The following is a 13710-nucleotide window of genomic DNA, read 5'->3' as shown; positions in this document are numbered from 1 at the left end:
GACTTGTCGTCGCCGCCAATTCATACAACGCATGCCGCCCCGGGCAACGCACCGGTAGCATGGCGCCCATGAGCGAATCCACGCTGCCCTTCCTGCGCACGTTGTGCCTGCTGCGCTGGGTCGCGGTCGCGGGCCAGGCCCTCACCGTGGCCGCAGTGACGGGACCGCTGGGCGTGCCGCTGGCCGCAATGCCCCTGTACGGCGGCATTGCGGCCCTCGCCGTCTTCAACCTGCTCGCGACCCTGCGCACGCGCCAGGCCCGTTCGGCCTCCAGCCTGGAGGCGTTCGCGCACCTGCTGGTCGACATCGCGGCCTTGGCCTGGCTGGTGGCCTGGAGTGGCGGCCTGGCCAACCCCTTCGCCTCGCTGCTGGTGCTGCCACTGGCGTTGTCGACGCTCGCATTGTCCCGGCGCTGGGTGGTCGCCACCGCCGCCGCGGGCGTGCTGGCCTACGCCGCCGTCGCCATGTTCGGGCGCGACCTGCCCCACGTGCACGGGGGCGCCACCGCCGGCTTCAACCTGCACCTGTGGGGCATGGCGGTGAACTTCCTGGTGATGGTCGGCGTGGTGCTGTATTTCTCAACGCGCCTGGTGAGCCTGCTGCGCCAACGCGAACGCGAACTTGCCGATCTGCGCGAACGCTTCGTGCGCAATGAAGGCATCGTCGCGTTGGCCACCCATGCCGCATCCGTGGCGCACGAGCTCAACACGCCCCTGGGCACGCTGACGTTGCTCGCGGACGACCTGCTCGACAGCCCCCTGCCTGCCGATACCCGCGAGGATGTGGCGACGATCCGCCAACTGGTGGACGTCTGCCGCGAGCGCGTGCGTGAGCTGGCCCGTCCCGCCGACCATGCGCACGATGATCTCCTCGACCTGGAACAGGCCATCGCCCGCTGGCAACTGGTGCGCCCCGAGGTGGCACTGCACCGTAGTGATGCGACACCCGCCGGGATGCGCGTCGACCCCGGTGTCGGCCACCTGCTGCTGGCGCTGCTCAACAATGCCGCCGATGCCGGCCTCGCCGTGGGCAACGCACGCGTCGACCTTTCGCTACGGGTTGAAGGCTGCCAGCTGCACGGCGGCGTGCGCGACCATGGCGCGGGCTTCGACCCCACGCGCCCGTTCCTGCCCGAGCTGTTCCGCAGCGGCAAGGCCCACGGCATGGGGGTTGGGCTGGCCCTGTCCCACGCCACCATCGAACGACTCGGCGGAGACCTGTGGGTGGAATCCACCGGTGCCCAAGGCAGCTGCGTGCGCTTCCGCGTGCCACTGGACTCCAGCAACGGAGACGCCGCATGAAGGGCCTGCTGGTCGACGACGACGCGCTGTACCTGCGCACGCTGCAACGCTCACTCGCGCGGCGCGGGATCGAGGCCGAGACCGCACTGGACATCGAATCGGCGCTCGCGCTGGCGCGCGCTGCTCCACCGGATTTCGCAGTGCTGGACCTGAAACTCGCGCACGAATCGGGCATGGCCCTGATCGAGCCCTTGCGCGCGCTGCACCCGGACATGCGCATCCTGCTGCTGACCGGCTACGCCAGCGTCGCCACCGCCGTGGAAGCCATCAAGCGAGGGGCCGACGATTACCTGCCCAAGCCCGCCACGCTGGAGTCGATCCTGCGTGCGCTCGCGCTCGCGCCGGCCGAATCGCCGCCCGAAGACAATCCGACGCCGGAAACGATGACCCCGTTGCACCGTCTTGAGTGGGAGCACATCCAGCAGGCACTCAACGACACCGGCGGCAACGTGTCGGCCACCGCGCGCCTGCTTGGGATGCACCGCCGCTCGCTGCAGCGCAAGCTGGCCAAGCGCCCCGGCCCCGAACGCACGCCGCGCGAGGATTAGGCGCGCGCGCATCAGTACTCGACACTGAGCTTGACCCACAGCGTGCGCCCGGGCTCGCCGATCCGCACCGGGTCGGCCGGATAGCCGAAGGAGCTGTTGCCGGCAAGGTTGAGATGCTCCGCGTAGGCGCGGTCGAACAGGTTGTCCACGCCGGCGCCGAGGCGCAAGTTGCGGTCGATGCGATAGGCACCGTTCACCGAGAACACGCCGAAGCCGCTGCTGGCCCCCAGGTCGCGCCCCACCACGTTGCCCTCGTCCAGGCTGGTGCGGGTCTGCGCGGCCACCCCACGCAGCAACGCCCCCGCCGACCATGCCATGCCCTCGTATGCGAGCGAAACCCGCGCTTCCAGCGGTGGCATCTGCGGCAACGCACGCCCGCTCCCGCGCTGTTCGCCCCAGGCGTAGGCCAACGAGCCGTCCAGCCTCCAGCCCTTGGCTGGCCGCAGACCGATGCCGCCTTCGCCTCCGCGGATGTTGGCATCCACGTTGAGCGCGCGACTCATGCCCGCCATCGTCCCGGTGCCGTAGCGGAACAGGACGTAATCGTCGATGCGGCCCACGTAGGCCGACGCCCAAGCTTCGAAGCGCTGGCGCTTGTAGTGCAGGCCCAGGTCCAACTGGGTGGTAGTTTCCACGTCGACGCCTGCGAAGGCGTTCGGCGTGCCCACCGGCCCCTGCGTCGGCGAGAACAGCTCCCAGTAGTCGGGCATGCGCTCGGTCCGGCCGAGGCCGGCATACCACGCCAACGGCACCCGCTCCGCCTCGTGCTCATAGCGGGCGAAGGCGGCCTGCAGGGTCTCCTCACGGGTCACGCCCGCGGTCGGATTGGGCTGCGGGCGCATGCCTCCGGTGGTCAGCCGCTGGTCCTTCGCATCGGCGCTGTCGATGCGCGCGCCGGCCACGACGCGACGCCGGTCATCGAACGACACCGTGGCCTCGGCGAACACGCCACTGCTGCGGAAACGGGCGTCTTCCACCCATGGCAGGGCGAGGTACATCCCCACGCCTGGCGCATTGCGGCGCCGATGCTGGTTGCGTTGGTGGTCAACACCCGCCTCCAGTTCGACGCCGGTCCACGCCCACGCCAGTGCCACCCGCGCACCTTGCGCCTGGCGCCCCACGTTGGAGGCCATGGGCATCGGCATGGACCCCATCGGATCGGGGTCGCGCAGCGTGTAGTTGTCCATCACGTGGTCCACGCGGTTGTCGTAGACGTTGGCCTGCACGCGTTCCAGCACTCCATCGAAGCCGCCGCGCACGAAACGCAGGCCGAAGCTGTCGCGGCGGAACCGGCTGCCGTCCATGCTGCGGCCTGCATAGGCCGCCTCGCCGTCACCGATGCCGGCGTTGAGTTCCAGCGCGGTTTCGGCATCGGGCGTCCAGCCCACGGCGGCGTCGGCGTTCCACTTGTTCCAGCCGGAGTGCACGCGGCGGCCGTCGCCGTCGACGTAATCGCCGGATTCCGAACGGTTGGCCGACACCCGCCCGTATCCCAGCGGCGTGCCGGCGGCCACGTCGAGTACCTGGTCGTTGCGGGCGTGGCTGCCAGCCAGCGCACTGGCGTGCAGCCGGGCGCCGGGGGCCTCGAAGTACTCGGGATCGCGCTCGAACCGCACCGTGCCCGCGGATGCGCCCGGCCCCCACAGTACCGTCTGCGGGCCCTTCACCACGGTCAGCCGGTCATAGGTCTCCGGCGCGACGTAGGACATCGGGTTGTCCATGCGCGAAGGACAGGCGCCGTGCATCGCGCCCTCGTTGGCGACCAGGTTGAGCCGCGAGCCGAACATGCCGCGCAGCACCGGATCACCGTTGGTACCGCCATTGCGCAGTGTGGTGAAGCCGGGAATGGTCTTGAGGTAGTCGGCGCCGTCGCTGGCCGGTACCGGCTGCCGCGGCAAGCGCGGGTCGGTGGCCACGGTCAGCGGCGCGGTCGGGGCAAGCGAGGTCACCACGACAGTGGGCAGGGTGACGGCCGCCGGGGCAACCGGCCCTGCGGAGGCGCCCCGCGAAGCCGAGGTAACCAGAGCCGCGGAAGCCTCGGCCTCATCCGCCAGCGGGAGCGACGTCAGCGCAGGCCCGATCTCGTCGCCACTGACGCCTTGCGCCCCAGCCATCGATTCGGCCCACGCGGGGTCAGCGCACAACAGCCCGATCAGGGCCATGGAAAGGGGGTGGAAGCGCATGCGGGTTACCCTTGGAAATCCTGGGCAGACTTCATCACGCCGCTTGCTGAACAGGGATGCGACACAGTGTCGCAGGCGATCGTTATCGCCCCTCCGTCAAGGCGTCAGGCCCGGTGATAAGGGTGGTTGGCGAGCAGTGCGGCGGCGCGGTAGAGCTGCTCGGCGGCCACCAGCCGCACCAGCATGTGCGGCAGGGTCAACGGCCCCAACGACCACTTCTCATCGGCGCGGGCCAGTACATCCGGCGCATGGCCTTCCGGCCCACCGATCAGGAAGGCCAGGTCCCGGCCCTGCCCTCGCCAGAATTCCAGCCGCTGCGCCAGGTCCTCCGATGACCATGTGCGGCCGCGTCCATCGAGGGCGACCACGCAGGCGCCCTTGGGCAGTGCCGCGACGACGCGCGCGCCCTCCTCCTGCATCGCACGCACGGCATCACGGCCCTTGCCGCGCAGGCCAGGCTCCACTTCCACCAGATCCAGCGGCAGCCAGTGCGACAAGCGCTTCTGGTACTCGCCGAAACCCTCGGCCACCCAGCGTGGCGCGCGTTCACCCACAGCGATCAGCTTCGCTTTCATGCGTGAATGTTACCGACCGCGGTCACGGTTCGTCGCGGAGACGCGCCACGGTCATACAACGGTTAACCGCGGGCCCCAGCGTCGGCGCCCGCCTGCAGGGCCTGACCCGCCGCGGCGGGAAGCCGCGCAAAAAACATCGGCGGCGCCATTAAGGCGCCGCCGATGCGGTTTCATGCGATGGCCTGATGCAGCCGGTTACAGGCGATCTTCCGCGCCCGTCTCGCCGATGGCCTCATCGCCCTCGGGACGCTGGTCGCCGACCGTCCACAGCCGCTCCAGTGCGTAGAACTCGCGCACGCGCGGCAGCATCACGTGGACCACCACGTCGCCCAGGTCGACCAGCACCCACTCGGCCTCACGCTCGCCTTCCACGCCCAGCGGCATGACGTCGAGCTTCTTGGCGAACTTCACCACTTCGTCGGCGATGGACTTCACGTGGCGGGTGGAGGTGCCGGAGGCGATCACCAGATGGTCGGTGACGGTGCTCTTGCCGCGCACGTCGATCTCGACCACGTCCTTGGCTTTGAGGTTCTCGACGGCATCACGAACCGTCTGGAGCAGGACGTCCACGGAGGGTGGCGGGCTCGGCAGGCGGGTCTTGATGACTTGGGCTTGGCTGGACAAGGGCGGGGGACTCTCGGTTCTTTAGAAGGGGACGCGGTTGTCCGCGTTCGACAAATTATAACGAAGCCGGGGCGCCAACCCGGTCCACGCCGTCGTCATCCCGGTACAGGGCGTTACGCTGGATATAGGTGGCCACCGCCGGCGGCACCCAGCCCCACCAAGTGTCGTCGCCCCGGGCGATGGCCGCGCGGATTGCCGTGGCCGACTCCTGCCGCAGCGGATGGCGCAGGCGCAGCACCCGGCCAGCGGGCGTCTCACGCAGCGACTGGGGATCGTTGGTCAACCGGCCTTCGACGACAGGCACCAGCGGCGCGGGCCACGGCAGCTCCAGATCATGCCCCGGGCGTTCGGCGACGATGAAGTGACAGAGGCTGAACAGGGCCTGCCATTCATGCCACGTGGGCAGTCCCAGGAAACTGTCGGCCCCGATCACCAGGGCGACGGGGCCACGCACGCCCTCGCCATCGCGCAAGGCCGTCAGCGTTTCGAACGTATAAGACCGGCTTTCGCGCTGCAACTCGCGGCGATCCACGTGCAGGCCACCCTCCCCGGCGACCGCCAGGTCCAGCATGCGCGCGCGCTGCGCGGCACTGGCCCCGGGCCGTGTGCGATGCGGCGGGTCCGCCGAAGGCATCAGGTGCACGTCGGCCTGCACGGTGTCGCGTACCAGTCGCGCGATGGCCAGGTGGCCGTTGTGGATCGGGTCGAAGGTGCCGCCGTAGAGGACCAGCAGGTCGTCCATCGGTCGTTACCCGGCCAGCAGCAAACGCGCCGCACGTGGCTCGGCCACGGCCAGCAGCACGCGCTCCAGTGCCACCCACGCGTCGCCGGCCTCGCGGCCCTTGGCCATGCGATCCACGCGGCCCACCGCCGCAAGGAAGCGGTCCCAGTGGCCTTCCGCATGGCGCTGCAGGGCGCGCTTGTAGGCGGGCTGCTTGGAGTCCCATACCCGCAGCGCCTTGAACTCGCCCATCAGGGCGTTGCCGCCACGGGTCTGCGCGCGGGCCAGCTTGGCCAGCAACTGCAACTCCCTCACCACCATGCCCAATACGGCGGGCACGGCCTCGCCTTCGGCGCGCATCCCCGCCAGCATGCGCGACACCTGTGCCGGCTGCCCGTTGAGCGCCGCATCCAGCACGCGGAACACGTCGAAACGCGCCGCGTCGGCCACCAGGTCCTGCATGCGCGCGGCGTCCAGCGGCGTGCCGTCGACCAGCAGCGCCAACTTGTCCACTTCCTGCGCAGCGGCCAGCAGGTTGCCGTCGATGCGCTCAACCAGCACCTGCACCGCGTCACGGTCGGCGCGCACGCCACGCGAGCGCAAGCGCTGGTCGATCCAGCCTGACAACTCGTGCGGCTTCACCTGCCACGCAATCGCCACGGTACCGATGCGGCCGATGGCTTCGCTCCACTTGCCACCGTGCTGCTTGCTCCACTCGCCGCCGGTCACCAGCAGGGTCACGTCGGCCGGTGGCGCCGCGCAGAATTCCTCGATCAGCCGGCCGCCTTCCTTGCCCGGCTTGGTAGTGGGCAGGCGCAACTCGATCAGGCGGCGCGACGCGAACAGGCTCGGGGCGCTGAAGCTGGCCTCCATGGCTGCCCAATCGGGTTCGCGATTGCCTTCCTGCTCGTAGACCTCGCGCTCGGTGAAGCCTTGCGCACGCGCGGCCACGCGCAGCGCGTCGGCCGCCTCCAGCACGCGCAGCGTCTCGGGGCCGGCGATCAGGTAGGCAGGCTTGAGCGGCCCGGACTCGAGCTGGGAGGCCAGCTGTTCGGGCTTCAGCTCCATCTCAGGGTTTGTCTTCGGCAGGCGTCGGCTGCGGCACGGGCGCGCCTTCCGCAGGCGCGTCTTCCACTGGCGCGTCCTCGACCGGGGGAACGTCGCCGACCGCGTCCATCGCGGCCTTCGCCGCGTCCGTTTCCTGCGGGGTCAGCGCGCTCGCGGCCGAGCTCCCTTCCTGGCGCCGCGCCACCGCGTCGATGCGACGCAGCACGGCCGCCGCCATCTCGCGGCGCAGCTCGCGCACCAGCACCTCGCGCTCGCCTTCGGTGCCGATGGCGTTGGTCGGCGCGGAGATGTAGTCACGCGACAGCTCGATCGCCTGCTGCGGCACCAGCACGGTGCCATCGGCGCGGCGCAGCTCAAAGATCACGGCGTAGCGCAGGCTGTACTCCTGCGAGCGGCCGAAGGCATCCAGCGCGATGGGCAGGTCGCCCCAGCGCTCGGACAGCAGGTCCAGCACCGCCGAGGGGGCAGCCTCGTCGGTGGCGGGCACCGCACCGGCGCGCGTCAGCGAGGTGGCCAGCGACTCGGCCAGGGGGCTGTAGCGATCCACCGACACCACCTTCACCGGACCAAGGTCGGGTGGCAGGGTCAGGGCATTGCGCAACTGGAAGCCACAGGCGGACAGCACCAGCCCGCAGGCCAGCACGAGGACAACGGGCGCAAGGGAGCGCAACGGGCGTCGGATCATGCTGGAAGTCTGGACGAGGCGGCGTTCTGCATCAAGGTTGCCACCTGAACAATTTCCCGGCGGACTAACCATTCCCTGCTCGGCGGCCGTCACCCGGCCACGATGTTCACGATCTTGCCCGGCACCACGATCACCTTGCGCACCGCCAGTCCATCAAGGTACTGGGCCACGTTCGGCTCGGCCAGCGCCAGGCGTTCGGCGTCTTCCTTGCTGACGTTGACCGGCACCTCGATCGTGCCGCGCAGCTTACCGTTGACCTGCACCGCCAGCGTGACCGCATCTCGCACCATCGCGGACGGGTCGGCGGCCGGGAACGGTACATCCTCCAGCACCGTTTCCGGATGGCCCAGCGCCTGCCACAACGCGTGGCACACGTGCGGGGTGACCGGGTTGAGCAGCAGAACCATCGCCTCCAGCGCCTCGTGGCGCACGGCACGGCCGGCATCGCTCATGTCGTCGAACTTGCCGACGTGGTTGAGCAGTTCCATCAGCGCGGCGATGGCGGTGTTGAAGCTGTGGCGGCGGCCGTAGTCGTCGCCCACCTTTTGAATCGTTTCGTGCAACTGGCGGCGCAGCGTCTTCTGCGCCGGGGTCAGCGTGGCGCCGGCCTGCAGCAGCGTGGCCACGTCCGGATGGTCGGGCTGCGACACGTGGGTGAGCACTTCGCGCCAGAAGCGGCGCAGGAAGCGCGCCATGCCTTCCACGCCCGCCTCGTTCCACTCCAGCGACTGTTCCGGCGGCGCGGCGAACATCGAGAACAGGCGCACGGTGTCGGCGCCGAACTTGCCCACCATCAGCTGCGGGTCGACGCCGTTGTTCTTCGACTTCGACATCTTCTCCGTGCCGCCGATCACCACCGGCTGTCCGTCGGCGCGCAGCGTGGCCCCGGTGATGCGGCCGCGCTCGTCGCGCACCACGTCCACGTCGGCCGGGTTGAACCAGTCCTTCGACCCGTTGGGCTGTTCGCGGTAGAACGTCTCGGCGATCACCATGCCCTGGGTGAGCAGGTTCACCGCCGGCTCGTCGCTGCTGACCAGGCCCTGGTCGCGCATGAGCTTGTGGTAGAAGCGGAAGTACAGCAGGTGGAGGATCGCGTGCTCGATGCCGCCGATGTACTGGTCCACCGGCGTCCAGTACTTGGCACGCTCGTCAACCTGCTGCGCGGCACCCGGCGAGGTGTAGCGCGCGTAGTACCAGCTCGACTCCATGAAGGTGTCGAAGGTGTCGGTCTCGCGCTCGGCCGCGCCACCGCAGCTCGGGCAGGTGGTCTTGCGCCACTCCGGATCGGCCTTGATCGGCGAGGTGACGCCACTGAAGGCCACGTCTTCCGGCAGCACCACCGGCAACCGGTCTTCCGGCACCGGCACGTCACCACAGCTCGGGCACAGGATCACCGGGATCGGGCAACCCCAGTAGCGCTGGCGGCTGACGCCCCAGTCACGCAGGCGGTAGTTGACGCGGCGCTGGCCACGGCCTTCGGCTTCGAAACGTGCAGCGAGGGCCTCGAGTGCCTGCTGGAAGTCCATGCCGTCCAACTCGCCTGAGTTCACCAGCCAGCCGCGCTCGGTGTACGCGCCCTGCTCGGCAATGGCGCGCTGGAACTCCTCGATGACCTGCACCGCGGCGTTGTTGTCGTACACGTCGCTGGAGCCGCCGGACAACGCGTTCGACATCGCGTCGACGTGGCGGCCGGCGTGCTGGCCCAATTCGGCCAGCGCATCGCGCACCGCGGTGGAGACGATCACCATCTTGATCGGCAGGTGGTAGGCCTGGGCGAACTCCCAGTCGCGCTCGTCATGTCCCGGCACCGCCATCACCGCACCGGTGCCGTAATTCATCAGCACGAAGTTGGCCACGAACACCGGCACCTGCTCGCCGGTGATCGGATGGATTGCACGCAGGCCCGTGTCGCGGCCGCGCTTGATCTGCGTTTCCAGCTCGGCCTCGGATACGCCGCCCTGGCGCAACTCGGCGATGAAGGCGGCCAGGTCGGCATCGGTCTGCGCGGCGTGCAGCGCCAGCGGGTGCTCGGCGGCGATGGACACGAAGGTCACGCCCATCAGCGTGTCGGGGCGCGTGGTGAACACGGTCAGCGGCTCGACCGCATTGCCGGCACCATCGACCACGTCGAAGCGGATCTCCAGGCCTTCGCTGCGGCCGATCCAGTTGCGCTGCATCGTCTTGACCGCATCCGGCCAGCCCGGCAGCGTGTCCAGGCCGTCCAGCAGCTCCTGCGCGTAATCGGTGATCTTGAGGAACCACTGCGGGATCTCGCGCTTCTCGACCAGCGCGCCGGTGCGCCAGCCGCGGCCGTCGATCACCTGCTCGTTGGCCAGCACGGTCTGGTCCACCGGGTCCCAGTTCACCACCGAGTTCTTGCGGTAGGCCAGGCCCTGCTTCATCAGGCGCACGAACATGCGCTGCTCGTGCACGTAGTAGTCCGGCATGCAGGTGGCGAACTCGCGCGACCAGTCGATCGCGTACCCCATCTGCTGCAGCTGCGCCTTCATGTGCGCGATGTTGGCGTAGGTCCACTTGGCCGGCGCGGTGTTGTTCTTGATCGCGGCGTTTTCCGCCGGCAGGCCGAATGCGTCCCAGCCCATGGGCTGCAGCACGTTGTGGCCGGTCATGCGCTGGTAGCGGCTGATGACGTCGCCGATGGTGTAGTTGCGCACGTGGCCCATGTGCAGCGCACCCGACGGGTACGGCAGCATCGACAGGCAGTAGTACTTGGGCTTGTCCGAGGCCTCGTCCACCTCGAAGGCCTTCACCCCGTTCCAGTAGCGCTGGGCGGCGCCCTCGACGGTCAGCGGGTCGTAGGCCCGCGGGTCGGTGGCGTTGGAATCGGTCTGGGCGGCTTCGGTGGACACGGCGGCGTGCTGGACGGTATGGGGACCGGACAGGGTACCGCAGCGCACCATGGGTGACCATCGCGGCGGCCCAGGAGGGGGGCGCCAGACTCCCGGCACGGCCATCCCCAACCAATGGCCTAGAGGCGACGCGCCGGACCCGGGCTACAGTCGGCGAATACTTCCCGGGGGAATCTTCGCCATGCGCTACTGCCTGCCCGCTCTCGTACTGATGATGACCGCGCTGCCCGCCGCGGCCGCCACCACCGCCCTCCAGTGCGGCGACGTGTTCGACGCGCGCAGCGGCAAGCTGGTGGGCGCACGCACCATCGTCGTGCGGGACGGCAAGGTGGCCGAGGTGTTGCCCAGCGGCTCCAGCGTGGCCGACGCCCGCGCCATCGACCTGTCTGGCCACACCTGCACACCCGGCTGGACCGACCTGCACGTGCACATGGCCAGCCAGTCCAGCCCGCAGAGTTATTCGGAAGGCTTCCGCCTTGACGACGTGGACTTCGCCTTCCGCTCGGTGGACTACGCGAAGAAGACCCTGATGGCCGGCTTCACCAGCGTGCGCGACCTCGGCGGCGAAGTGGCACCGCACCTGCGCGACGCGATCAACCAGGGCCTGGTCGATGGCCCGCGCATCTGGGCGGCCGGCAAGTCCATCGCCACTACCGGTGGCCACGCCGACCCGACCAACGGCGTCAACAGCGTGCTGGCCCACCTGATCGGCCCGCCGGGCCCCACCGAGGGCGTCATCAACTCCATCGACGACGCCCGCCAGGCGGTGCGCCAGCGCTACAAGGAAGGCAGCGACGTCATCAAGATCACTGCCACCGGTGGCGTGCTGTCATACGCCAAGTCGGGTGACGCACCGCAGTTCACCGTGGAGGAGGTCAAGGCCATCGTCGACACCGCCAAGGACTACGGATACCGCGTGGCGGCCCACGCCCACGGCACCGAAGGCATGAAGCGCGCGGTGCTCGGTGGCGTGACCAGCATCGAACACGGCACCTACATGACCGACGAGGTCATGTCGCTGATGAAGCAGAAGGGCACGTGGTACATCCCCACGATCTACGCCGGCCGTTTCGTGGCCGAGAAAGCAAAGATGGACGGCTACTTCCCGGAAGTGGTTCGCCCCAAGGCCGCGCGCATCGGCGCACTGATCCAGCAGACCGCGGAGAAGGCCTACAAATCCGGCGTGAAGATCGCCTTCGGCACCGACATGGGCGTCGGCCCGCACGGCGACAACGCGCGCGAGTTCCTCTACATGGTGGAAGCCGGCATACCGGCGGCCGTGGCATTGCAGGCGGCCACCATCCGCGCGGCCGAAGTGCTGGGCGTCGACGACCAGGGCGTGATCGAGGCCGGCAAGCGGGCCGACATCGTGGCGGTCCCGGGCAATCCGCTGCAGGATATCGGCGCGGTGCTGAAGGTCGATTTCGTGATGAAGGACGGCACGGTCTACCGCCAGCCCTGAGATCGCTGGGCCGCGTGGCGCGGCCCGCTCAACGCAGCGACCGCGCCACCATCGCGTAAGCAAGGAACCACGCCGCCAGCGCGACACGCTGCGCGATCGGCCCCGGCAGCAGCCACGGCGGCAGCGCCGCGAACAGCAGCATCAGCACGCCACCGCCCAAGGCCCAGGCGGCCGTCGCGCGACGCGCGCGCCACAGGCCCGTCGTCAACAGCAGCGCGCCGGGCACGAAGGCAATCCACCACAGCGTCCACATGCTGGCGTGGCGCTGGCTGGCGGCGCCATCCAGGTCACCAGGATCCAGCGACCAGACGCCCTGCGCGGCGAATGCGATGGCCGAGAGCAGCCACAGGCTCGCACCAATCCGTGCCCGCCAGCTCCCCAGCGGCGCCTTCCCTTCCGGTGCAAGGGCAACCGGACCGCCCACCAGCACCGCGCGCAGCCCCAGCGCGCTCCACGCCATCAGCGCGCCCGGCGTGATGAACGCCAGCAGGTTGAAGGCCTGCGCCCGCGGCACCCCGTGGGCGCCGAGCAGGCCCACCGGCATGAGGGCATGCACGTAGCCCGGCAAGGGCAGCGCGAAGCCCACCAGGCTGGCCAGGCAAAGCAGGCCCGCAGCGAGCGCGCACGAGGCTGCCATGGGGTTGGACGGCAATCGAGTCATCCGCCCATGCTAGCGTGCCCGCTGGCCGCGAGCCTCCTACCCTACCGGTTGCGCAGCGCCTGCTTCGCCCCCATCTGTGCCGCAGAACCCGCCGAGAGCCACGCAATGACTGCCAACGCCCCCGCCCCCCACATCTTCGACGCCACGGCCGAGACCTTCGAGACCGAGGTCCTGCAGAAGTCGCTGCAGACGCCGGTGCTGATCGATTTCTGGGCCGAATGGTGCGGGCCCTGCAAGCAGTTGGGGCCGATCCTGGAGAAGCTGGCCGCCGACTACAACGGCGCCTTCGTGCTGGCCAAGGTGGACGTGGACAAGGAGCAGCAACTGGCGGCCGCGTTCCAGGTCCGCTCCATCCCGACCGTGTTCCTGGTGAAGGATGGGCAGGTGGTGGACGGTTTCCCCGGCGCGCTGCCCGAAGGTCAGTTGCGCGAATTCCTGAAGCACCACGGCGTGGAGCCGGCCGAAGCGCTTGCCGAAGCCGAAGAGGTGGCCGCCCCGGTGGCAGTGGACCCGCACGCTGAAGTTATCCGCCTGCGCCACGAGGTGGCCGAGGCCCCGGACCGCGACGAACTCAAGCTGGACCTCGCCTTGGCGCTGCTCAAGACCGGCGCCGCGCAGGAGGCCGAACAGTTGCTGGATGCGTTGCCCGCCAACCTCGCGACGGACGACCGCGCGGTGCGCGCACGCGCGCGCCTCGGTTTCGCCACCGTGCTGAAGGACGCGCCGCCGTTGCCCGTACTGAGCGCCGCACTGGCCAGCAACCCCGACGACCTGCGCGCCTGGCACCTGCTGGGCGTGCAGCACCTGGTGGCGGGTGATTCCGAACAGGCACTGGAAGCCTTCCTCGAGCTGCTGCGCCGCGATCGCAACTTCGAGGACGGCCTGCCGCGCAAGGCCCTGATCGACGCCTTCCAGGTAGTCGAGGACGAGGACCTGGTGGGCCGTTACCGCCGCAAGATGGCCTCGCTGCTGTTCTGAACGGCGGCACCGACGGGCATCAGCCCCGGACTTG

At 69.4% G+C, this 13710-nt stretch carries 12 protein-coding genes; 4 read left to right on the top strand and 8 right to left on the bottom strand.

Translation table 11 applies throughout. From position 1 onward, the window contains the following. Positions 1-68 precede the first annotated feature (68 nt). Entirely contained in the window at positions 69-1301 is a 1233-nt protein-coding gene (locus N800_RS01785; RefSeq protein WP_036134114.1) for an ATP-binding protein, read from the top strand. Beyond that, positions 1298-1849, top strand: coding sequence for a response regulator transcription factor (locus N800_RS01780; RefSeq protein ID WP_036134112.1), 552 nt, complete (start codon positions 1298-1300; stop codon positions 1847-1849). The genes N800_RS01785 and N800_RS01780 overlap by 4 nt, the downstream gene beginning before the upstream one ends. Positions 1850-1860: 11 nt before the next feature. Here the strand turns inward: N800_RS01780 and N800_RS01775 are convergent, their stop codons facing one another. The 7 genes from N800_RS01775 to leuS all read right to left on the bottom strand — a co-directional run bounded on the left by N800_RS01775 (position 1861) and on the right by leuS (position 10575). Further along, positions 1861-3963, bottom strand: coding sequence for a TonB-dependent copper receptor (locus N800_RS01775; RefSeq protein ID WP_052107822.1), 2103 nt, complete (start codon positions 3961-3963; stop codon positions 1861-1863). A 173-nt stretch (positions 3964-4136) separates the two neighbouring features. Further along, positions 4137-4607, bottom strand: a complete 471-nt coding sequence (gene rlmH, locus N800_RS01770; RefSeq protein WP_036134110.1) for a 23S rRNA (pseudouridine(1915)-N(3))-methyltransferase RlmH — start codon at positions 4605-4607, stop codon at positions 4137-4139. A gap of 195 nt (positions 4608-4802) precedes the next feature. After that, positions 4803-5231, bottom strand: coding sequence for a ribosome silencing factor (gene rsfS / locus N800_RS01765; RefSeq protein WP_036134108.1), 429 nt, complete (start codon positions 5229-5231; stop codon positions 4803-4805). A gap of 55 nt (positions 5232-5286) precedes the next feature. Next, positions 5287-5973, bottom strand: coding sequence for a nicotinate-nucleotide adenylyltransferase (gene nadD, locus N800_RS01760; RefSeq protein ID WP_052107804.1), 687 nt, complete (start codon positions 5971-5973; stop codon positions 5287-5289). Between the two features lie 6 nt (positions 5974-5979). Then, positions 5980-7020, bottom strand: coding sequence for a DNA polymerase III subunit delta (holA, locus tag N800_RS01755; protein WP_036134107.1), 1041 nt, complete (start codon positions 7018-7020; stop codon positions 5980-5982). Position 7021: 1 nt separating this feature from the next. Then, positions 7022-7705, bottom strand: coding sequence for an LPS-assembly lipoprotein LptE (locus N800_RS01750; protein WP_036134105.1), 684 nt, complete (start codon positions 7703-7705; stop codon positions 7022-7024). Between the two features lie 89 nt (positions 7706-7794). Then, positions 7795-10575 carry a leucine--tRNA ligase gene (gene leuS, locus N800_RS01745; protein ID WP_052107821.1) on the bottom strand — a complete coding sequence of 927 codons (2781 nt, stop codon included), beginning with the start codon at positions 10573-10575 and terminating at the stop codon, positions 7795-7797. A gap of 181 nt (positions 10576-10756) precedes the next feature. On the opposite strand from leuS, the gene N800_RS01740 reads away from it, so the two are divergent. After that, entirely contained in the window at positions 10757-12037 is a 1281-nt protein-coding gene (locus N800_RS01740; protein WP_036134298.1) for a metal-dependent hydrolase family protein, read from the top strand. A 28-nt stretch (positions 12038-12065) separates the two neighbouring features. Here the strand turns inward: N800_RS01740 and N800_RS01735 are convergent, their stop codons facing one another. Continuing rightward, positions 12066-12698, bottom strand: a complete 633-nt coding sequence (locus tag N800_RS01735) for a DUF998 domain-containing protein (protein ID WP_156962830.1) — start codon at positions 12696-12698, stop codon at positions 12066-12068. Positions 12699-12803: 105 nt separating this feature from the next. On the opposite strand from N800_RS01735, the gene trxA reads away from it, so the two are divergent. Continuing rightward, positions 12804-13676, top strand: coding sequence for a thioredoxin (gene trxA, locus N800_RS01730; RefSeq protein WP_036134101.1), 873 nt, complete (start codon positions 12804-12806; stop codon positions 13674-13676). Positions 13677-13710 lie beyond the last annotated feature (34 nt).

Origin of the sequence: Lysobacter daejeonensis GH1-9, from assembly GCF_000768355.1 — a bacterium.
GTDB classification, from domain to species: Bacteria; Pseudomonadota; Gammaproteobacteria; order Xanthomonadales; family Xanthomonadaceae; genus Aerolutibacter; species Aerolutibacter daejeonensis.
The sequence above is the reverse complement of the archived record's forward strand: the minus strand, read 5'-3'. Positions and strand labels throughout refer to the sequence as shown.